At 70.9% G+C, this 20,574-nt stretch carries 21 protein-coding genes and 1 tRNA gene; 17 read left to right on the plus strand and 5 right to left on the minus strand.

Features of this window, described 5'->3' with window-relative positions; all coding sequences use genetic code 11:
* Positions 1 to 56: 56 nt before the first annotated feature.
* Positions 57 to 620 carry a flavodoxin family protein gene (locus ACWDN5_RS19675; RefSeq protein ID WP_449677309.1) on the minus strand — a complete coding sequence of 188 codons (564 nt, stop codon included), beginning with the start codon at positions 618 to 620 and terminating at the stop codon, positions 57 to 59.
* Between the two features lie 78 nt (positions 621 to 698).
* On the opposite strand from ACWDN5_RS19675, the gene ACWDN5_RS19680 reads away from it, so the two are divergent.
* The 6 genes from ACWDN5_RS19680 to ACWDN5_RS19705 are packed head-to-tail and all read left to right on the plus strand — an operon-like array spanning position 699 to position 5,664.
* Complete coding sequence (locus tag ACWDN5_RS19680; protein ID WP_449677310.1) at positions 699 to 1,115, plus strand: MarR family winged helix-turn-helix transcriptional regulator; 417 nt, start codon at positions 699 to 701, stop codon at positions 1,113 to 1,115.
* 55 nt (positions 1,116 to 1,170) lie between these two features.
* Positions 1,171 to 1,968: an SRPBCC family protein gene (locus ACWDN5_RS19685; protein ID WP_310971007.1), complete on the plus strand. Its 798-nt coding sequence runs from the start codon at positions 1,171 to 1,173 to the stop codon at positions 1,966 to 1,968.
* A 34-nt stretch (positions 1,969 to 2,002) separates the two neighbouring features.
* On the plus strand, positions 2,003 to 3,109 hold the full coding sequence (locus tag ACWDN5_RS19690; RefSeq protein ID WP_449677311.1) for a sensor histidine kinase: 1,107 nt from the start codon (positions 2,003 to 2,005) through the stop codon (positions 3,107 to 3,109).
* Positions 3,106 to 3,753 (plus strand): response regulator, encoded by a 648-nt coding sequence (locus tag ACWDN5_RS19695; RefSeq protein WP_449677312.1) that lies wholly within the window; start codon positions 3,106 to 3,108, stop codon positions 3,751 to 3,753. The genes ACWDN5_RS19690 and ACWDN5_RS19695 overlap by 4 nt, the downstream gene beginning before the upstream one ends.
* 52 nt (positions 3,754 to 3,805) lie before the next feature.
* Positions 3,806 to 5,443: an acyl-CoA carboxylase subunit beta gene (locus tag ACWDN5_RS19700; protein WP_310971012.1), complete on the plus strand. Its 1,638-nt coding sequence runs from the start codon at positions 3,806 to 3,808 to the stop codon at positions 5,441 to 5,443.
* Positions 5,440 to 5,664 (plus strand): acyl-CoA carboxylase subunit epsilon, encoded by a 225-nt coding sequence (locus ACWDN5_RS19705; RefSeq protein WP_449677313.1) that lies wholly within the window; start codon positions 5,440 to 5,442, stop codon positions 5,662 to 5,664. The genes ACWDN5_RS19700 and ACWDN5_RS19705 overlap by 4 nt, the downstream gene beginning before the upstream one ends.
* Here the strand turns inward: ACWDN5_RS19705 and ACWDN5_RS19710 are convergent.
* A complete protein-coding gene (locus tag ACWDN5_RS19710) occupies positions 5,655 to 6,113 on the minus strand; it encodes a MarR family winged helix-turn-helix transcriptional regulator (RefSeq protein WP_310971016.1) in 459 nt (152 codons plus the stop codon). The two genes, ACWDN5_RS19705 and ACWDN5_RS19710, sit on opposite strands and share 10 nt — an antisense overlap.
* A gap of 4 nt (positions 6,114 to 6,117) precedes the next feature.
* Positions 6,118 to 7,008: an LLM class flavin-dependent oxidoreductase gene (locus tag ACWDN5_RS19715; protein WP_449677314.1), complete on the minus strand. Its 891-nt coding sequence runs from the start codon at positions 7,006 to 7,008 to the stop codon at positions 6,118 to 6,120.
* A 163-nt stretch (positions 7,009 to 7,171) separates the two neighbouring features.
* Between ACWDN5_RS19715 and ACWDN5_RS19720 the strand changes: the two genes are divergently transcribed.
* From ACWDN5_RS19720 to ACWDN5_RS19735, 4 genes are all read left to right on the plus strand, one after another.
* Positions 7,172 to 7,240: transfer RNA gene (locus ACWDN5_RS19720), tRNA-OTHER, on the plus strand.
* A gap of 95 nt (positions 7,241 to 7,335) precedes the next feature.
* Positions 7,336 to 8,910, plus strand: a complete 1,575-nt coding sequence (locus ACWDN5_RS19725) for a TROVE domain-containing protein (protein WP_449677315.1) — start codon at positions 7,336 to 7,338, stop codon at positions 8,908 to 8,910.
* A 139-nt stretch (positions 8,911 to 9,049) separates the two neighbouring features.
* Positions 9,050 to 9,676, plus strand: a complete 627-nt coding sequence (locus ACWDN5_RS19730; protein WP_310971021.1) for a PadR family transcriptional regulator — start codon at positions 9,050 to 9,052, stop codon at positions 9,674 to 9,676.
* Positions 9,657 to 11,264 carry a DHA2 family efflux MFS transporter permease subunit gene (locus tag ACWDN5_RS19735; protein ID WP_449677316.1) on the plus strand — a complete coding sequence of 536 codons (1,608 nt, stop codon included), beginning with the start codon at positions 9,657 to 9,659 and terminating at the stop codon, positions 11,262 to 11,264. The genes ACWDN5_RS19730 and ACWDN5_RS19735 overlap by 20 nt, the downstream gene beginning before the upstream one ends.
* A gap of 70 nt (positions 11,265 to 11,334) precedes the next feature.
* On the opposite strand, the gene ACWDN5_RS19740 is transcribed toward ACWDN5_RS19735, so the two are convergent.
* Complete coding sequence (locus ACWDN5_RS19740) at positions 11,335 to 13,179, minus strand: glycoside hydrolase family 3 protein (RefSeq protein WP_449677317.1); 1,845 nt, start codon at positions 13,177 to 13,179, stop codon at positions 11,335 to 11,337.
* Positions 13,180 to 13,298: 119 nt separating this feature from the next.
* Between ACWDN5_RS19740 and ACWDN5_RS19745 the strand changes: the two genes are divergently transcribed.
* Positions 13,299 to 13,928 carry a Maf family protein gene (locus ACWDN5_RS19745; protein ID WP_449677318.1) on the plus strand — a complete coding sequence of 210 codons (630 nt, stop codon included), beginning with the start codon at positions 13,299 to 13,301 and terminating at the stop codon, positions 13,926 to 13,928.
* A 100-nt stretch (positions 13,929 to 14,028) separates the two neighbouring features.
* Positions 14,029 to 15,381: a dicarboxylate/amino acid:cation symporter gene (locus tag ACWDN5_RS19750; RefSeq protein WP_449677319.1), complete on the plus strand. Its 1,353-nt coding sequence runs from the start codon at positions 14,029 to 14,031 to the stop codon at positions 15,379 to 15,381.
* A gap of 52 nt (positions 15,382 to 15,433) precedes the next feature.
* Here the strand turns inward: ACWDN5_RS19750 and ACWDN5_RS19755 are convergent, their stop codons facing one another.
* Positions 15,434 to 16,156 carry a hypothetical protein gene (locus tag ACWDN5_RS19755; RefSeq protein WP_310971027.1) on the minus strand — a complete coding sequence of 241 codons (723 nt, stop codon included), beginning with the start codon at positions 16,154 to 16,156 and terminating at the stop codon, positions 15,434 to 15,436.
* Positions 16,157 to 16,270: 114 nt separating this feature from the next.
* Here ACWDN5_RS19755 and ACWDN5_RS19760 point away from each other — a divergent pair, with 114 nt between their 5' ends.
* From ACWDN5_RS19760 to ACWDN5_RS19780, 5 genes are all read left to right on the plus strand, one after another.
* The gene (locus ACWDN5_RS19760) at positions 16,271 to 16,546 is read left to right on the plus strand and encodes an SAV_915 family protein (RefSeq protein ID WP_310971029.1); all 276 of its coding nucleotides are present in this window, start codon (positions 16,271 to 16,273) and stop codon (positions 16,544 to 16,546) included.
* 106 nt (positions 16,547 to 16,652) lie between these two features.
* Positions 16,653 to 18,449, plus strand: coding sequence for an acetyl/propionyl/methylcrotonyl-CoA carboxylase subunit alpha (locus ACWDN5_RS19765; RefSeq protein WP_310971030.1), 1,797 nt, complete (start codon positions 16,653 to 16,655; stop codon positions 18,447 to 18,449).
* Positions 18,450 to 18,507: 58 nt separating this feature from the next.
* Positions 18,508 to 19,044 (plus strand): DUF1707 SHOCT-like domain-containing protein, encoded by a 537-nt coding sequence (locus ACWDN5_RS19770; protein ID WP_310971032.1) that lies wholly within the window; start codon positions 18,508 to 18,510, stop codon positions 19,042 to 19,044.
* Between the two features lie 7 nt (positions 19,045 to 19,051).
* Positions 19,052 to 19,441, plus strand: a complete 390-nt coding sequence (locus ACWDN5_RS19775; protein WP_310971033.1) for a DUF1707 SHOCT-like domain-containing protein — start codon at positions 19,052 to 19,054, stop codon at positions 19,439 to 19,441.
* 78 nt (positions 19,442 to 19,519) lie between these two features.
* Entirely contained in the window at positions 19,520 to 20,548 is a 1,029-nt protein-coding gene (locus ACWDN5_RS19780; RefSeq protein ID WP_449677320.1) for a hypothetical protein, read from the plus strand.
* The last annotated feature ends 26 nt before the right edge of the window (positions 20,549 to 20,574 follow it).

Genomic DNA, 20,574 nt, shown 5'->3' on the forward strand with positions numbered 1-20,574 from the left:
CACGACAGGCCGCTCCTGGTCACCTCGACTCGGGACAACGTCCCTGGACATCACACCTAGGCGGTGACCAGGTCCGCGCCGGCGAAGAACGTCCGCGCGGCCGCCGTCGCGTCCTCGTCCAGGAGCACGTCACCCGGGCGGCTGCCGTTGCCGAGCAGCACCCCGCCCCAGTCCATGCCCAGGTACTCCGCGCACAGCTCTAGGGTGCCGATCAGCGGCTGGGCCTCGCGCGCCGTCTCGCTCAGCACGCTCACCCCCCACAGCGCCTTGCCGCGCATCCGCGGCTTGAACTCGACCGGCAGCCGCATCCAGCCCGACCAGTAGTCCAGGTAGAGCTTCACGCTCGCCGCGACCGAGTACCAGTACACCGGCGACACGATCACGATGTCCGTCGCGGCGAAGGTCGCGTCCATCAGCAACTGCTCGTTCTCGCCGGGCTCCGGGTGCGCCCCGGCGCCGTGGCGGCGGTCCTCGAACGGCGGCAGCGGCACCTCCGGCAGCCGGATCCACCGCTGCTCGACGTCCTTGGGCAGCTCCTTGGCCGCCAGCCGGGCCAGCATTTCGGCGTTGCCCCCGGCCCGCGCGGCGCCCACCAGGAACAGGAAGCTGCGATCGCTCATGTCAGCCCTCTCGATGTACTTGCATGTACATATAAATACTGTCCCTGGACTATCCTGGCGTCAAGAGGAGGCCGGAAGATGACCGTCGACGAGCAGGCCTGGGGCCGCGTACTCGTGCTGCACGCCCGGATCGAGCAGGAACTCGCCAAAGCCCTGCAGCGGCGCCACGGGCTCGGCCTGTCCGAGTACCGCGCGCTCGGCAAGCTCGTGGCGGGTCCGCGGGGCGGCCTGCGGATGCAGGAGCTCGCCGACGCGATCGGCCTCAACCAGAGCTCGGTCAGCCGGATGTGCGCCCGCCTCGAAGACGCCGGCCTGACCATCCGCGACCTGTGCGAAGACGACCGCCGCGGCGTCTACTCGGTGATCACCGACGCCGGCCGCAAGCGCTACTCCGAGACCGAGCCGACGTACAACGCGGTGCTGCGGACCGCGCTCGACAAGGCCGCGAGCGACCCGGACCTCGCCGCCGCGGTGTCCGCCGTCCGCGGCGCTTGACCCCGCATATTCCCCAGTGGTTATATACCGGCACAGGCAACCCACGGGAGGAAGCGTGTCCGGACGAGCGAGGCTGCAGACCGACGGCGAGCGCCCGGTGCTCCGGCTGGAACGCCGCCTGAAGCACGCGCCCGAGAAGGTCTGGCACGCGATCACCGACCCGGCGGAGCTGGAGCACTGGTTCCCGGCGAAGGTCGACGTCGAGCTGCGGGCCGGTGGCGCGATCCGGTTCACCTTCCCCGGCGAGGACAGCACGACGACCGGGCGGGTCGTCACCGCCGACCCGCCGCGCGAGTTCACCTTCGTCTGGAACGACGACACCCTGCGCTGGCTGATCACCGCCGACGGCGACGGCAGCCTCCTGGAGTTCACCCACACCTTCGGCCGCGGCGACCCGGCGATCGCCAAGCTCGCCGGGGGCCGCACCGCCGCCGGCTGGGACGTCTGCCTCGACGCCCTCGCCGCGCGCCTGGCCGGGCAGGACTTCGAGCAGCCGCAGGAGTGGCACGAGCGGATGGTGTCCTATGTGGAGGAATTCGGCCTGGACGCCGGCGAAGTCCTCGCGGACGGCACGATCCGCTTCCGCCGCGACCTCGGCTGGAAGCCCGAGGCCGAACTCCGGCCGCTGCTGCCGGACGAACCCGGCTGGCGCCTGGTCCACGACCCGCTCGAAGGCAACCGCGTCGAGTTCACCGAAGCGGCGGGCGACGACGTCCCGGCGCAGCTGGCCCGGCGGCACGAGCAACTCGACAAGCTGTTCGCCGCCACCCACGGCGTCACCCTGCCGGACTGGCCGCCCGAGCGCGTCGAAGCCGTGAAGAAGCAGTACGCGGAGCATCCGACCCAAGGTTGACGCGCGGCCGGAAAGTCCGCATTACCGTCGGTTCATGCGCATTCGCGTCGTCCTGGACGTCTTGGCCGTCCTCGTGCTGACCCTGGGGGCCGGCGGCAACCTCGCCGCCGGCGCGTGGTCACTGCCGCTGTGGCTGCCCGCTTGGCTCGGCTGGACCATCCTCGTGCTGAGCGTCGGGCCGATCGTGCTGCGGCGCTGGTGGCCGCGCCCCGCCTACATCTTCTCGCTGGTGATGACCGCGGCGGCGGTGCCGATCGGCGGCCCGGTGCTGGCGGTCGCCGTCGTGTCGGCCGGGTGCGCGCTCTACACGTTCGTGGTGGCCCGCGGTAGCCGCGCCTCGCGGATCGGGCTGGCGGCGGGGCTGCTCGGGATCGGCCTGGTCGGCGTGGCGGTGCCGAACCCGAGCACGGCGACGACGGTGAACTTCGGGGCGTCGGCGCTGATCGTCGGTTTCGCGCTCGGCATCGCGGTCCACGGCCGCCGCGAATACGCCGCGATCGAGCGGGAAAACCATGCCCGGGAAGCGGTTTCGGCGGAACGGCTGCGGATCGCCCGGGAGATGCACGACGTCGTCGCGCACAGCATGAGCTTGATCGCGGTGAAGGCGGCGGTCGGCAACCACGTCGCGCTCGAACAACCCGACCAGGCCCGCGACGCGCTGCGCGTCATCGAGGACACCAGCCGCGAGACTCTCGCGGAGCTGCGGCGCATGCTCGGCGTGCTGCGCGACGGCACCGGCGTCCCGGCACTGGCGCCCGCCCCATCGCTCGACGATCTGCGGGCGCTCACCGAACGCGCGCAGCAGGCGGGTCCCGCCGTCGACCTGGTCATCGACGGCCTCACCGAACTGCCGAGCGGGGTCGGCCAGTCGGTGTACCGGATCGTGCAGGAGGCCCTGACCAATGTGGTCAAGCACGCGGCCGCGACGACGTGCCGGATCCACATCACCGGCGGCGAGGGCGAAGTACGCATCGAGGTCCTCGACGACGGCCGCGGCGGCTCCGCGACCCCGGGCCACGGCTTGATCGGGATGCGCGAGCGCGTCGCGGTGTACGACGGCGAATTCTCCGCGGCGCCGGCCGAAACCGGCTTCCGCGTCTTCGCGCGGCTGCCCTACGAAGAGAAGGTGGCGGCCCGATGACCCGCGTCCTGATCGCCGACGACCAGGCGCTGCTGCGCGGAAGCTTCCGGGTCCTGGTCGACAGCGCACCGGGCCTCGAGGTGGTCGCCGAAGCGTCCGACGGCGCCGAAGCGGTGGCCCTGACCAGAGTCGAGCGGCCGGACGTCGTGCTGATGGACGTCCGCATGCCGGAGATGGACGGCATCGAGGCGACCCGCCGCATCTGCCGGGAGACGGACGTGAGGGTCCTGATGCTGACGACGTTCGACCTGGACGAGTACGTGTATTCGGCGTTGCGCGCGGGAGCGAGCGGCTTCCTCCTGAAGGACACCCGCCCGGCCGACCTCCTGGCGGCGATCGAGGTGGTGGCCTCGGGCGACGCGCTGCTGGCCCCCTCGGTGACGCGCCGCCTGGTGGCGGAGTTCGCCAGGCTCCCCTCGGGCCCGGTGACCCGCTTGGACGGCGTGACGGCCCGCGAGCAGGAGGTCCTGACGCTGATCGCACGCGGGCTGTCGAACGACGAGATAGCGGCCCGCCTGCACCTGGGGATAGCCACGGTGAAGACCCACATCGGCCGCCTCCTGCACAAGCTCGCCGCGCGCGACCGGGCCCAACTGGTGATCGCGGCCTACGAGTCGGGCTTGGTCAGGCCTACGACGTCGTGACGTTGCCTACGCCACACGCGAAGTGACCGACAAGTAGTTAAGCTCCCGTGGCATGAGCAGTGCGACGGAGCCGCTCGGGACGCCGCCCGAGGACGAACCGGACATCCACACCACGGCCGGCAAGCTGGCCGACCTGTACCGCCGGTACGACGAGGCGGTGCACGCGGGCTCGGCCCGCGCGGTGGAGAAACAGCACGCCAAGGGCAAGAAGACCGCTCGCGAACGCATCGAGCTGCTGCTCGACGAGAACTCCTTCGTCGAGCTCGACGAGCTGGCCCGGCACCGCTCGACCAACTTCGGCCAGGAGAAGAACCGCCCGTACGGCGACGGCGTCGTGACCGGCTACGGCACCGTCGACGGCCGCCCGGTCTGCGTCTTCAGCCAGGACGTGACCGTCTTCGGCGGCAGCCTCGGCGAGGTCTACGGCGAGAAGATCGTCAAGGTGATGGACCTGGCGATCAAGACCGGCCGGCCGATCATCGGCATCAACGAAGGCGGCGGCGCGCGCATCCAGGAGGGTGTCGTCTCGCTCGGCCTGTACGGCGAGATCTTCAACCGGAACGTCAAGGCGTCCGGCGTCATCCCGCAGATCTCGCTGATCATGGGCGCGAACGCGGGCGGGCACGTCTACTCCCCCGCGCTCACCGACTTCATCGTGATGGTCGACGAGACGTCGCAGATGTTCATCACCGGCCCGGACGTCGTCAAGACGGTCACCGGCGAGGACGTCACCTTCGAGGAGCTCGGCGGCGGCCGCACCCACAACACGAAGTCCGGTGTCGCGCACTACCTCGGTTCCGACGACGAGGACGCCATCGCCTACGTCAAGGAACTGCTCTCCTACCTGCCGCAGAACAACCTGTCGGACGCGCCGGTGTTCGAGCCGCCCGCCGACCGGCCCGGGTTCTTCGACGATGTCACCGACGCCGACCGCGAGCTCGACACGATCATCCCGGACTCGCCGAACACGCCGTACGACATGCACGAGGTGATCACCCGCGTCGTCGACGACGGCGACTTCCTCGAGGTCCACGAGCTGTTCGCGCCGAACATCATCGTCGGCTTCGGCCGTGTCGACGGCCACAGCGTCGGCGTGGTGGCCAACCAGCCGACGCAGTTCGCCGGCTGCCTCGACATCGACGCGTCCGAGAAGGCCGCGCGGTTCGTGCGCACCTGCGACGCGTTCAACATCCCGGTGCTCACCTTCGTCGACGTCCCGGGCTTCCTCCCGGGCACCGACCAGGAGTGGAACGGCATCATCCGCCGCGGCGCGAAGCTGATCTACGCCTACGCGGAGGCCACGGTCCCGCTGGTCACGATCATCACGCGCAAGGCGTACGGCGGCGCGTACGACGTCATGGGCTCGAAGCACCTCGGCGCCGACATCAACCTGGCCTGGCCGACCGCGCAGGTCGCGGTGATGGGCGCCCAGGGCGCGGCGAACATCGTCCACCGCAAGACCCTCGCCAAGGCGGCTTCGGAAGGACAGGACGTCGACGCCCTGCGCGCCGAGCTGATCCAGGAGTACGAGGACACGCTGCTGAACCCGTACGCGGCGGCCGAGCGCGGGTACGTCGACTCGGTGATCGTGCCGGCGCACACGCGCGGCCACGTCGCGCGGGCGCTGTCCCTGCTGCGGAACAAGCGGGAATCGCTGCCGCCCAAGAAGCACGGGAACATCCCGCTGTGAGCGAGGAAAAGCAGCGCCCCCTGCTGAGGGTGGTCCGCGGAAACCCGACCGACGCCGAGCTGGCGGCGCTGACGGCGCTCATCGCCGCGGCGTCGGTCGCGAAGACGCCGGAGAAGCCGAAGCCGCGTACGTCGTGGTGGGGCGATCGCGCTGCTTCGCTGCGTCGGCCGCTCCACCCCGGCGAAGGTGCTTGGCGCGCTTCGGGTTTGCCTCAGGGCTGAAGGGCGTCGAGGAAGACCGTCGGGGCTTCGTTGTCCCGCACGATCGTGCCGAGCAGTGCCGCGAGCCGGTCGCGGTCCGGGGTGCTCAGGCCCGCGGCCAGCTCGTCGACCCGGCGGCACGTCGCCGCGTAGAAGTCCTCCGCGAGCTCGCTGCCTTCGCCGGTCAGGAGGACCTGGACGGCCCGGCGGTCGTCCGGGTCGGGTTCGCGGCGGACGAGCCCGCGCTTGACCGCCCGGTCGACGAGGCCGGTGAGGCTGGACTTTTCGAGGCCGAGCGTGGCGCCCAGGTCGCCCATCCCGTACGGCCGGCTCATCAGCACGCAGAGCAGCTGGCCCTGCTGCACGGTGAGCCCGTACTCGCGGGCGGACTCGGCGTAGACCGCGTTCACCAGGAACGACGCCCGCACGAGCCCGGCCACCACCCCGAGGTCCGCCCCGCTCTTCCCCATCCGATCAGCCTACGGCTTCCCGCACCGCGGGCACGATCTCCTCGGCCCACCGCGCGGTGGCGACGGCGTCGGGCGTGCTGCCGCCGGGCCCGAAGAGCACGAACCCCGCGGCGCCGTGCTCCAGCACCGCGCCGGTGAGCTCTTCGATCCACTGGGCGGGCGAGCCGCCGATCCAGCGTCCGTCGTCGGTGCGGGTCTTGGCGAGCGGCTCGGCGGTGATCCGCCCGGGGAAGTTGTAGACGGTGACGATCTCGCCGGGATCCCGCCCGGCGTCCACGGCGGCCTTGTCGATCAGCGGCCGCGAGGTCCGGTACCGCTCGCTGAGCCAGTCGGCGGCGTGCCCGGGCATCCACCCGTCGGCCACCCGCCCGGTGACGGCGAGGGACTTCGGCCCGACGGACCCGGTCCACACCGCCGGCATCGCCTCCGCGGCCGGTTCCAGGTCGGTGACCTGGTAGAACTCGCCGTCGAAGGTGACCGGCGCCCCGCCCCCGCCGAGCAGCTTCACCAGCCGGATGCCTTCTTCGAAGGCGCGGACGGCCTGCCCCGGCGTCAGTTTGGTGAAGCCGAGCCGCGCGATGTCGTCCCACAGCCCGCCGACCCCCATGCCGAGCACGATCCGGCCGCCGGTCAGCGCGGACAGGGAGGTGATCGTGCGAGCGAGCATCGCCGCCGGCCGCGTCGGCAGGTTGGTGACGCTGACCAGGCCGGAGATCCGTTCGGTCTTGCCGAGCAGGACCCCGATTTCGGCGTACGCATCGAGCCGATCGGCGTGGTACGGGTGATCGGAGACGGTGATGAGATCGAGCCCGCTCCGGTCGGCTTGGGCGGCCAGTTCGAGGGTGCCGGAGACGGCGGTGACCGCGGTGGACACGCCGATGCCGAAGTGCGTCATGATTCCTCCCAGTTAGTTCGCACTACGAACATAGCATATATAGTTCTTAGTACGAACTAGTTGACTTCCGGCCGGCGCTGGCCCCGGGGCGGAAAACCGGTCGTCCCGCCGCCGATCGCTTGCTACCTTGGGCTGCACAAAGAAGCCACGGCGACACCGATGCCCGGTGCGCAGGCGAGGGTTACTTCCACTCTTAATGGGCAGGTCGGGGGTTCGAATCCCTCCCGGACCACCGCACGGTCCGGTAGCTCAGCGGCCTAGAGCAGCTACGTACCTTCACCGACTTCGATCTCGGGCATCGCCGTGGCTCCCGCACCAGGGGGAGAAATGAGCAAGTTCAACACCGCACGCGCGCCCGCCGTGGCCTCGCCGGTCCGCGGCGAGGCCACGGCGTCCACCGTCACCCACCAGGGTGGTGCCGGGTACGCCCGCGACACCAAGTCCGAGCTCTTCCTGCTCGCCGTCACCAACATGGTCGGCGAGCACGCCTTTTACGAGTCCGCGGACACCCGCGACACCCGGTACGCCGAGCTGGTCCGTAAGTCCACACTGGACGATCCACAGTGGACCGCTCGGTTCCTGTGCTGGCTGCGCACCGGCGCGCACCTGCGGACGGCGTCGCTCGTCGGTGCCGCCGAGTTCGTCAAGGCGCGGCGGGACGCCGGCCTCGACGGGCTCGGCCGCCAGGTCGTCGCCGACGTGCTGCAGCGGGCCGACGAGCCCGGTGAGCTGCTCGCCTATTGGACGTCCGTGCACGGCCGCGCCCTTCCGAAGCCGGTCAAGCGCGGTATCGCCGATGCCGCGGTGAAGCTCTACGACGAGCGGGCCTTCGTCAAGTGGGACTCCGCCGCGCGCGCGTTCCGGTTCGCCGACGTCCTCGAGCTGACCCACCCGGCCGGCGGGGGTGCGCTGTTCAAGCACATCCTCGACGAGCGGCACGACCGCGGCAACGCGATCCCGGACGCCCTCACCACCCTCCGCGCCCGAGCCGAGCTCATGAACTGGGCCGTCGCCGATCGCCGGAAGCTCTTCGACCGGCCGGACGCGGCGGACGTGCTCCGCGCCGCGGGCATGACGTGGGAGTCCGTCGCCGGGTGGCTGCAGGGTCCGCTGGACGCGCGCGTCTGGGAGGCGCTGATCCCGTCGATGGGCTACACCGCTCTCCTCCGCAACCTCCGCAACTTCGACGAGGCCGGCGTCTCGGACGACGTCGCGCAGCGGGTGGCCGAGCGGCTCGCGAGCCGGGTGCAGGTGGCGAAGTCGCGGCAGCTGCCCATGCGGTTCCTCGCGGCCTACCGGGCGGCGCCGTCGCTGCGGTGGGCGTGGGCGCTCGAGCGGGCGATCGCGCACGCGCTGGCCAACGTGCCCGTGCTGGGTGGCCGCACGCTCGTCCTCGTCGACACGTCGGCGTCCATGAAGGACCGGTTCAGCAGGGACGGCAGCCTCATGCGGTGGGACGCGGCCGCGGTCTTCGGCCTGGCGCTCGCACGGCGCTGCGCGAAGGCCGACCTCGTCTCGTTCTCCGACGGCGCCTGGGACCACCGCCAGGGCACCAAGGTGTTCAAGCTGAGCCGGGGCGGGTCGCTGCTGGGTGACGTCGAGCGCTGGAAGTCCGGCGGGTACTTCATCGGCGGCGGCACCGACACGGTGGGCGCGGTGCACGAGCACTTCGCGCACCACGACCGCGTCGTGATCCTCACCGACGAGCAGGCCGCGTACGGCGACGTCGGGCAGGCGCTGCCCGCGCACGTGCCGCTGTACACCTGGAACCTGGCCGGCTACCAGGCCGGCCACGCGCCGTCCGGCGGCGGGCAGCGGCACACCTTCGGCGGCCTGACCGACCAGGGCTTCCGGATGATCCCGCTGCTCGAACGAGGCCGCAGAGCCGACTGGCCGTTCTGAGAATCAGCGTGAAGGCCCCCATGACGACAGCGTGGGGGCCTTCAACCTGTGTACGAACCGTCACAGGAATGACCGTGGACCCCTCCCTATCCCACGTCGTATAGTCCACGTGGAATAACCGACCGGGAGGGACCACGTCATGGCCTCGGCCAAGCTGACACCGCTCGGCATCGCCGTGCTGGAGCTGCTGCACGAGCGGCCGATGCACCCGTACGAGATGGCCGCGCTCATGCGTGAGCGGTACGTCGACACCCGGGTCAACGTGAAGGCGGGTTCGCTCTACCACACCGTGGAACGGCTGCACCGCAGCGGTTTCATCGAGGTCGTCGACACCCAGCGCGACGGCAGGCGGCCCGAACGGACCGTCTACGGCATGACGCAGACCGGGCTCGACGAGTTCAACCAGCGCGCCCGCGAACTCCTGGGGGACGTCGCCACGGAGTTCCCCGCCTACCTGTCCGGGCTCGCCGTGATCGACGAACTGGGGCGCGAGGCGTCGCTCAACGAGCTCGAAACCCGGCTCATGCGGCTGCGTGCCGCGGTGGCCTCCGACCGGGCCGTGCAGCAGCGGCTCACCGAAAACCAGGTGCCGGAGATCTACTGGCTCGACTGGCGCTACCAGTGCGACCACCGGCTGTTCGAACTCGAGTGGACCGAACGCCTCGCCGAGGACCTGCGGTCCGGGCGGATCCCGTTCCAGGACCACCAACCACCCAAGCTCACGCTCATCACCAGGGAAGACGACGATGAACGCAAGACAAGCTAACCCGTGGGCCGCGCTCGGCGCGCTGTGCCTCGGCTTCTTCATGATCCTGCTCGACACGACGATCGTGTCGATCGCGATCCCGACCATGCTGCGCGAGCTGGGCGCCGGGCTGAACTCGATCGTCTGGGTGATCAGCATCTACCTGCTCACCTACGCCGTGCCGATGCTGTTCACCAGCCGGCTCGGTGACCGGTTCGGCCCGAAGCGCGTGTTCCTCGCCGGGCTGATCGTGTTCACCGGCGCGTCGCTGTGGTGCGGCCTGTCCGGCAACGCCGAGATGCTCATCGCCGCGCGGGCCGTGCAGGGGCTCGGCGCCGCGCTGATGACACCGCAGACGCTGGCGTTCATCACGCACCTGTTCCCGCCGGCCAAGCGCGGCCCGGCGATGGGCATGTGGGGCGGCGTCGCCGGGCTGGCGACGATCGCCGGCCCGCTGCTCGGCGGCGTGCTGGTCGACCACCTCGGCTGGGAGTGGATCTTCTTCGTCAACGTGCCGATCGGCGCGATCGCCGTCGTGCTCACCGTGCTGCTGGTGCCGGACTGGCAGCCGAAGCACTCCCACTCGTTCGACGTGCTGGGGATCGTGCTGTCGAGCGCGGCGCTGCTGTGCATCGTGTTCGGCGTCCAGAACGGGCAGCAGTACGACTGGGGCACGGTCTTCGGCGGCATCACGGTGTTCGAGATCATCGGTGCCGGCGTGGTGCTGCTCATCGCCTTCCTGGTGTGGCAGCGGTTCAACAAGCGGGAACCGCTGCTGCCGCTGCAGGTGTTCTCGAACCGGAACTTCTCGGCCGGGACGCTCACCGCGGCCACCGTCGGCTTCGCGATGACCGGCATGTTCCTGCCGCTGGTCATCTACATCCAGTCGGTGCTCGGGCTGACCCCGACCATGGGCGGCCTGCTCACCGCGCCGATGTCGCTGCTGTCCGGGATCATCGCGCCGTTCGTCGGGCGCGCGTCGGACAAGGTGAACGGCAAGTACCTGGTGATGTTCGGCCTGGCGGCGCTCGCGGCCGGGCTCGGCGTCATCGCGCTGCAGGCGACGCCGGACAGCAACCCGTGGTCGTTCGTGCCGGCGCTGCTGGTGTGCGGGCTCGGCATCGGCTGCATCTTCTCGCCGATGAGCAACCTGACGATGGGCTCGGTCGAGCCGCGGCTGGCCGGGACCGCGTCCGGCATCTTCAACACCGCCCGCCAGGTCGGTGGGGTGCTCGGCAGCGCGGCGATCGGCGTGCTGCTGCAGGCGCGGATCAGCGCGTCCATCGCGGACGAGGCCACGAAGGCGGCCGCGCAGCTGCCCGAGCAGTACCGGGCGCCGTTCGCCGAGGGGATCGCGCACGCGGCGGCGAGCACCGGGGAGTTCGGTTCGGCCGGCGGTCCGTCGCCGATGCCGGGGCTGCCCGCGGAGATCGCCGCGCGGGCGGGGAAGCTGGCGACCGAGGCGGTCCACAGTGGACTGACCGACGCCGCCCGGGTGACAATGCTGCTGCCGATGGGTGTGCTGCTGCTCGGCGTGGTTTCCGCGGCGGTGCTGCAGCGGGTCAAGCCGCGCTGGGAAACCCCGGTGCCCGAAGCGGCCGCGGCGTAGAAACCGTGCAGACCCCCGTTCCGGTGTCGGGTACCGGAGCGGGGGCCTGCACGGACCGCGGGAGCGGTGGCTAGCTGCGGTACGACAGGCCGAACCCGTACGGGAACAGGCCCTGCTTGCCGTCACCGGTGTTGATCGGTTCCTGCGACGAGCTCGCCGGCCAGGTGAAGCTCAGCTTCCCGGTCGGGTTGTAGTCGCCGTAGAGGACGTCCGCGACGCCGGCGCCTTCCGAGCCCGGCAGCCAGGCCGCCACCAGGCCCTTCATCGACGGTAGGTGCGCCGCGATGTCCAGTGGCCGCCCGGACACGGTCACCACGACCAGCGGGACACCCGAGGCCTTCAGCTTGCCGATGAGCGCGACGTCTTCGGCGTCGAGGCCGAGGCCGCCGGGCCGGTCTCCCTGCCCTTCGGCGTACGGCGTTTCGCCCACCACGGCGACCGCGACCTTGTAACCGGAGTTGATTCCGCTACCCGCACGGTCATAGGTCACCACCGTGCCTTTCCCGGCACCGGCCTTGATGCCGTCGAGGATCGTCGTGCCCGGGATCACCCGGGTGCCGCTCTGGCCCTGCCAGCTCAGCGTCCAGCCGCCCGCTTGGTTCCCCAGGTCGTTGGCGTTCTTGCCGGCCACGAAGATCCTGTTGTCCTGCTTGGCCAGCGGCAGCACGCCGTCGTTCTTCAGCAGCACCTGCGACTCGCGCGCCGCCTGCCGCGCCACGGCGTGGTGGGCCGCGCTGCCGAGGTCCGCCTGGAGCGAGCGGTCGGTGTACGGGCGCTCGAAGAGGCCCAGTTCGAACTTCTTCGTGAGGATCCGCCGGTTGGCGTCGTCGATGCGGGACATCGGGACGTGCCCGTTGAGGACTTCCGCCTTGAGCGTGCTGATGAACTTGAGGTAGTCGTTCGGGACCATGACCATGTCGATCCCGGCGTTGACGGCCTGGCTGACCTCGGCCGCGGTGAAGCCGGTCCGGCCGTCGATCTGGTCGATGCCGTTCCAGTCGGAGATCACGTACCCGGAGAAGCCCAGCTCCGTCTTGAGCAGGTCGGTGACGAGGAACTTGTTGCCGTGGTCCTTGACGCCGTTCCAGCTGTTGAAGCTGATCATCACCGAGCCGACGCCGTGGGCGATCGCGGCCTGGAACGGCGGCAGGTGGATCTTCCGCAGCTCGTCGAGGCCGATCTGGGTGTTGCCCTGGTCGACGCCGCCGGTGGTGCCGCCGTCGCCGATGAAGTGCTTGGCGGTGGCCATGATCGACGTCGTGTTGCCGAGCGAAGAACCTTGCAGGCCTTCGATGACGACGGAGTTCGCGACGGCGTTGTCGGGAACCTCGCCGAAGGACTCGTACGTGCGGCCCCAGCGGTCGTCGCGGGCGACGCACAGGCACGGCGCGAAGCCCCACTTGACGCCGGTGGCGGCGGATTCCTGGGCGGTGATCGCGCCGATCTGCCTGACCAGCTGCGGGTCGTTCGCGGCGCCGAGACCGATGTTGTGCGGGAAGATCGTGGCGCCGGCGGCGTTGTTGTGGCCGTGCACGGTGTCGGAGCCGTAGACGATCGGGATGCCGAGGCCGGTCGACGTCGCCGCCCGCTGGTAGGCGTCGACCATGTCCGCCCACCCGGCCGGGGTGTTCGGCGACGGCGTCGAGCCGCCGCCGGAGAGGATGGACCCGAGCCGGGCGGCGGCGGACTGGGCGGGGGTCGCGGCACCGCGCTCGCCCTCGGTCATCTGCCCGACCTTGTCGTCGAGCGTCATCCGCGCCATCAGGTCCGTGACGCGGTCGGCCACCGAGGCGCGGGAGTCCTTGTAGAGCGGTGTCACGGAGGCGGAAGCCATCGGGACGAGAGCCGTGCCCGCGAAGAGGAGGCCGGCCAGCGCAAGGGGTCGCAAAGATCTCGTGGTGCGGAGGAGCGGCATGTGTTCCCTCCGTGACGTTCCGTCGATCCATAAGTTGCGAGCCAAAACAAATTAACTCCCCGGTGACGTGACGCCGGTCACAATTCGGTCACGACCGCCTGGTCAAGTAAGTTTCAGACGTGCAGTTCGTCCTCGCCTCCCAGTCCCCCGCCCGCCTCGCCCTCCTGCGCTCCGCGGGCCTCGATCCCGCCGTGTTCGTCTCCGGCGTCGACGAGGACGCGGTCGCCGCCTCGCTGACCGATCCGTCCCCGTCCGAGCTGGTCCAGGCCCTCGCGACGGCCAAGGCCGAAGCGGTCATCGACCAGGTCGCCGCGGCGCACCCGGACGCCGTCGTCGTCGCCTGCGATTCGATGCTTTCGATCCACGGGCAGATGGTCGGCAAGCCCGGTGCGCCGGACGTCGCCCGCACCCGCTGGGCCGCGATGGCGGGAACATCCGGTGCACTCCTCACCGGGCACGCGGTCGTCCGGCTCGACGGCGGGATGCGCGCGAAGGAGGCCGCGGGCTGGGAATCGACCACCGTCCGGTTCGGGACGCCGAGCGAACACGAGATCGACGCCTACGTCGCCAGCGGCGAGCCGCTCAACGTGGCCGGCGGCTTCACGATCGACGGCCTGGGCGGCTGGTTCGTCGAAGGGCTCGAAGGCGGCCACACCAGCGTGATCGGGATCAGCCTGCCCCTGACGCGGCGGCTGCTGGCCGAGGTCGGCGTGAGTGTCGTGGATCTCTGGCGGCCTCCCGCATCCTGAGAAAGGCACCACACCTTCGGGTGATCCGGAAGAGTCCTTCCTTGCCTAACGTTCTCTTCACCCGGCAAGACTGGAAACTTTCGAGCACCGGAGTCGCCCCGTGTCTTTCGTACGGACATACACCAAGCCGCGGGTGTTCGCGGCCGCGGTTCTCGGCTCGCTCGTCGTCGGCGCCCTCCTGGGCGTCGTCGCGCGGCAAACCGAGGCCGGCTGGCTGACCGATCTCCTCGACCAGATCGGCACCATCTTCACCACGCTGCTGCAGATCGCGGTGATCCCGCTGGTCTTCACGGCGATCGTGGTCGGCATCAACAGCCTCCGCAAGCTCGGTGGCGGCCGCACCGCCGCGCGCCTCGGCGGCAAGACGGTGCTGTGGTTCGCGATCACGTCGTTCATCGCGTCGCTGATCGGCATCGCGGTCGGCCGGATCTTCAACCCCGGCTCCGGTGGGCTCGGCGGTGTCGAGGCGACGGCCAAGAACGCCGACAAGGCGGCGCAGAGCGTCGACCACTGGGGCTCTTGGAGCGCTTTCGTAGACGGGCTGCTGCCCGAGAACTTCGTGAAAGCGTTTGCCGACGGCGAGACGCTGCAGGTGCTGTTCCTCGCCCTGGTCATCGGTGCGGCCGCCTACAGCCTCGGCGACAAGGCGAAGCCGTTCGTGGACTTCACGACCAGCGTGTTCGAGATCATCCAGCGCTACCTCGGCTGGATCGTCCGGCTCGCCCCGATCGGCATCGTCGGCCTGATCGGCGCGGCGGTGTCGAACTACGGCGACGCGCTGTTCCGGCCGCTGTTCTCCACCACGCTCGCGGTGTACGTCGGCTGCCTGCTCGTGCTGTTCGTCGTCTACCCGATCCTGCTGCAGTTCGTGGCCAAGGTCAGCCCGCTGAAGTTCTTCGCGAAGGCGGGCACGGCGATCCAGTTCGCGTTCGCCTCGCAGTCCTCGGCCGCCACGCTGCCGCTGACCCGCCAGTCCGCGGTCAACCTCGGCGTCCAGCCGGCGTACGCGGCCTTCGCGACCCCGCTCGGCAGCGCGACCAAGATGGACGGCTGCGCGGCGGTGTTCCCGGCGATCGCGGCGATCTTCGTCGCCAACCTGGCCGGGGTGTCGCTGAACTTCTGGCAGTACGTCGGCATCGTCGTGGTCGCCGTGGTCGGCGCACTGGCGACGGCCGGGACCACCGGCTGGCTGACGGCGTTCACGCTGACGACGTCGTTCATCGGCCTCGACGCCAAGCAGGTCGCGCTGGGCCTGGCCCTGATCTACTCGGTCAACCCGATCATGGACATGATGCGGACGGCGACGAACGTGGCCGGCCAGATCGTGGTCCCGACGATCGTGGCGCGCAGCGAAGGCCTCCTCGACGACGAGGTCCTCAACGCCCCGACCGACCGTCCCGAGCACAGCGACGACGGCTCGGCCGCGCGCCACACCGAGCCCGCCCCCGCCTGATCCGCCCGTCCGTGACGGCCGCCTCGAGTGTTCGAGGCGGCCTTCACGCGTTTCAGGAGGGGCAGCTGCGGAGGTCGGCGCGGGTGAGGCGGATGTCCGGCCAGCCGCGCAGGTCCGACGGCGACGTCACCCGGCGCGTGCAGCCCACCGTCCGGCCCGAGAGGTCGTACACCTCGCCCAGCACCGGGGCGGCCGCGCACTTCGGCGTGCCGGAAGCGGAATCCGGGCAGTCGTGGCGGACCACGATCACGTCGGGGCTGGCGTCGGCCGTGACGTCGTAGAGCGACAGCGTCCCGGCGTCCGCGTAGAACGGCTTGCCCCAGTCGCGCCACACTCCCCCGCCGGCGACCAGCAGCTCGCCGTACGCGGCCGTGCCGTCGTCGCCCACGTCGCCGCGGACCAGGCACGCCGGCGCCGGGCCGTCGATGCAGCGCAGCGAGTTCTGGTCCAGCCGGACACCCAGCTGGGCGATCGACAGCTCGAACACCGTGCCCGGCTCGGGCCCGACGCGCAGGCGGGCCGAACCGCCCGCGGAGTCGGTCAGCAGCACCACCGGCGTGCCCCCGACGGTCACCGCCGCGAGCTGACGGCACGGGCCACCGCCGCAGGTCACCGCGGGTGTCACCGGGCCGGCGGCGGGCTCGGCCAGTCCGGGGGCCGCCTCGGGCCGCGGCCGCAACAGGAACACCGCGCCGATCGCGCCGACCGTGACCACCGCGGCCAGCACCGCGGTCAGCAGCGCCGACCGGGGCGTCCGCGCTGCCGTAGTCCGCATAAGGCAGAGGGTAAGCCGCTTCACGTGGGCGTGTCGGCAACGCCCCGTCGCGGTGTGGCCGGTTCAACCTGACGGGGTCGCACGTAGCGGAGGGTGTCCGTCTATGTTGTCCGGGTGACGAACCCGAACCTGCCGCCCGCCCTGTATCTCCCGACCGGCCCGGTCGACCCCGAGGCCGAAGGCGCGTCCATCGAGCTGCGCCGCACGCCGGACGGCCGCACCGCGCTGGTCGCCTTCACCGCGCTGGACCGGCTGATCGACTGCTGCGGCGAGCACCAGCCGTGGGTGCTGGTGAACACCGAGCACCTGCCGAAGGTGCACTCCGCGAACCCGTACGACGTGATCGTGCTCGACTCGCCGCTGCCCGAGGAGCTGCGCCACCACGTCTGAGCGTGGTCCACCTCTCACTCAGGAGACTCCGGACGTCAGATCCGTAGACTTCCCTGATGCCGCGTGGGCGGTCAGCAATGCAGCTGTCGGACGCAGGAGGTGCGGGGTGGCCGAGCAGGTCGGCGAAACCACGGGTGGTCCGGTGACCAAGATCCTGGTCGCCAACCGTGGCGAAATCGCGGTACGCGTCATCAGAGCCGCGAAGGACGCTGGGCTGGCCAGTGTCGCGGTGTACGCCGACCCGGATCGCGACGCGCCGCACGTACGTCTGGCCGACGAAGCCTTCGCGCTCGGCGGCACGACGGCCGCCGAGAGCTACCTGAACTTCGACAAGCTTTTGGACGCCGCCAAGCGGTCGGGCGCCGACTCGGTGCACCCCGGCTACGGCTTCCTCTCGGAGAACGCGGACTTCGCGCAGGCCGTCCTGGACGCCGGGCTGACCTGGATCGGGCCGAGCCCGCAGGCGATCCGCGACCTCGGCGACAAGGTCACCGCCCGCCACATCGCCACGCGCGCGGGCGCGCCGCTGGTGCCGGGCACGAAGGAGCCGGTCAAGGACGCCGCCGAGATCGTCGCGTTCGCCGACGAGCACGGCCTGCCGGTGGCCATCAAGGCCGCGTTCGGCGGTGGCGGCCGCGGCCTGAAGGTTGCGCGCACCCGCGAAGAGATCCCCGAGCTGTTCGAGTCGGCCACCCGCGAGGCGGTCGCCGCGTTCGGCCGCGGCGAGTGCTTCGTCGAGCGGTACCTGGACAAGCCGCGCCACGTCGAGGCGCAGGTGCTGGCCGACATGCACGGCAACGCGATCGTCGTCGGCACCCGCGACTGCTCGCTCCAGCGCCGGCACCAGAAGCTCGTCGAGGAGGCGCCCGCGCCGTTCCTGAGCGACGAGCAGCGCAAGCGCATCCACGAGTCCGCGAAGGCGATCTGCAAGGAAGCCGGCTACTACGGCGCCGGCACGGTCGAGTACCTCGTCGCGACCGACGGCACGATCTCCTTCCTCGAGGTCAACACGCGGCTGCAGGTCGAGCACCCGGTGTCGGAGGAGACGACCGGGCTGGACCTGGTCCGCGAGATGTTCCGCATCGCGCGCGGCGAGCAGCTGCGGATCACCTCCGACCCCGAACCCCGCGGCCACTCGATCGAGTTCCGCATCAACGGCGAGGACGCCGGCCGCGGCTTCCTGCCGGCGCCGGGCACGGTGACGAAGTTCGTCGCGCCGAGCGGGCCGGGCGTGCGGGTCGACTCGGGGGTCGAATCCGGCAGCGTCATCGGCGGGCAGTTCGACTCGATGCTGGCCAAGCTGATCGTCACCGGGTCGGACCGGAACAACGCCCTCGAACGCAGCCGCCGGGCGCTCGACGAGATGGTCGTCGAAGGCATGGCGACGGTGCTGCCGTTCGACCGCGTGATCGTGAACGACCCGGCGTTCATCGGCGACGAGAACGGCTTCAGCGTGCACACGCGCTGGATCGAGACGGAGTTCGACAACCGGATCGAGCCGTTCGTCGCCCCGGACGTAGAGGCCGCCGAAGAGGAACCGCGGCAGAACGTCGTCGTCGAGGTCGGCGGGCGCCGGCTCGAGGTGTCGCTGCCGGGCGGGTTCGCGTTCGAAGGCGGCGGCGGGGGCGGCGGGACGGCCGTCAAGGCGAAGCCGCGGAAGCGGGCCGGCGGCACCAAGGCGGCGGTGAGCGGTGACGCCGTGACGGCGCCGATGCAGGGCACGATCGTCAAGGTGGCCGTCGAAGAGGGCCAGACGGTCGAAGCCGGTGAGCTGATCGTCGTCCTCGAGGCGATGAAGATGGAGAATCCGGTCACCGCCCACAAAGCGGGCACGGTCACCGGGCTCTCGGTGGAGGTCGGCGCCGCCGTGACGCAAGGCACACAGCTGCTCGAGCTCAAGTAGCACGGTTCGTTACAGATGTCGTGGTGGGCCGCCCCCGGGGCGGCCTACCATCGACTACGTGACCGAAGTCCCGTCTCCGCAGCTGCGGATCAGCGACCAGAACCGTGAGTCCGCGCTGTCCGCCCTCGGCGAGCACATGAGCGCGGGGCGGATCGACATCGACGAGTACGGCGAGCGCTCGGCCCGGATCACCGCGGCCAAGACGCGCGGCGAACTCGCCGAGATCTTCGCGGACCTCCCCGCCCCGCACCCGCGGTACGAGGACGTCCCGCAGGCGGTCGCGGCCCCCGAGCCCGCCGCCGCGCCACCCGAGCCGGCGCGCCCGCGGACCCCGGACAACTGGTCGCCGCCGCAGCGGTTCCTCGCCGCGATCGTGCCGCTGGCCTTCATCGCCGCGATCGCGCTGATCGCCACCGGCACGCTGGCCTGGCCGATCATCTTCGTCCCGATCGGGCTGACGGTGTTCGGCAAGTCGATGTGGGGCCACGACTGGAACCACGACCAGCACCACCGCGACCGCCGCGAGCGGCACCTGCGCGACCGCGAGCGCCGCCGCGAGCTGCGCGACTCCTACCGCCGCGAACTGGGCCGCTGATCCGGCCGTGGGCGACATGCGGTTGAGCGACGAGGAACGCCAGGACGCCCTGGACGTCCTGGAGGAACACGTCCGCACCGGCCGGCTCGACATCGACGAGTACGGCGCCCGGTCCGCGAAGGTCACCGCGGCGAAGCGCGTCAGCGAGCTCGTGCCCCTCTTCGACGACCTGCCCTCGCCCCGGCCGAGCGCGTTGCTGACCGGGGTGTCCGCGCCCATGGTGGCGCCTGCCGGGGACACCGCCCTGGTCCGGTTCCTGACGGCGGGCGCGGTGCCGATCGCGATCGTCCTGGCGATCGCGGTGCTGATCCTCTCCCGCGGCCGGCTGCTGATCATTTCGGTGGCGCTGCCGCTGGTGGTGGCCATGATCGCCGGGGCACGCCGCCGCCGTTCCTGATTGCTCCCTTCGCCGGGCAACCTGCTCCCGCGCTCCGGCGTGGTGATCACACGCAGGTCGGGGGAAAGGGAGGAATCCATGGGCAGGATGTGGGCGCGATCGGGGGTGCTCGCCACCGTGGCGATCGCCGTCGCGGGGCTGGCCGCGGGGCCGGCGCAGGCCGAGGCCGGGCGGCCGAGCTGGCAGCCGGCGGTGCTGCCGTTGCCGGCCGGGGCCGACCCCGCGGGGCACGGCTACCTGAAGGCTTCGAACGGCCGCGGCGAGTACACGGGGTCGTTCGTCGTCGACGGCAAGCTGCAGGTCGTGAGCTGGCGCGGCGGCAAGCCGGTGCTGCGCGGCGTCCCGGACGGCTTCGAGTGGGCCATGGTCGAGGACGAGAACGGCGCCGGCACCGTCGTCGGCACGGCGATCGACTACGACGCGAGCGCCGTCCGGCCGTTCGTGCTGGACGCGAGCGGGTTCCACCTCCGCGAGACGCCGGCGGGCTACAAGGAGGCCCAGACCACGGCCGTCAACGCCCGCGGAGACGTGCTGGGGCAGGTCTTCCACGAGGACCCGGCGCGGGACGGCGCGATCGTGTGGCCGGCGGACGGCCGCGCACCGGTGATCATCCCGGCGACGCACCAGTACGAGCTCCCACTGGACATCGACGACGACGGGACCGTGCTGTTCTCCTCCTTCGAGTCGGGCCTGTTGTGGAAGGACGGCGGCTACCGGGCGCTCACCGCACCGGGCTTCCAGTACACGAGCGGCTCGGCGATCCGCCACGGCGTCGTCGTCGGCTCGGCCTCGGACGGCACGGTCGCGGGCTCCCGGGCCATGCGCTGGAACTCCGCCGGGGTGCCGGCCGTCCTGCCCGGCGGCGACGCCGCGTATGCGCTGAACCGCGCGGGGCTGACCTACGGGACGACTCCGGTACCGGGCTCGTTCCGCGGCAAGCCGAGCACGTGGTTCGGCACCACCCCGACCGGTGAGCTGCGGCAGCCGGGCGGTTATCCGAACTTCCAGGCGAGCGGGGTGACCGACGACGGAACGTTCGCCGGTGTCGCGTCGAACGGGCCGCTCGACGAGGGCGGAGTGCCGGTGATCTGGCGCTTCACCCGCTGAGCCGTCCTTGATCGCCGGGCCGGGAG

This window comes from Amycolatopsis sp. NPDC003731 (assembly GCF_053586895.1).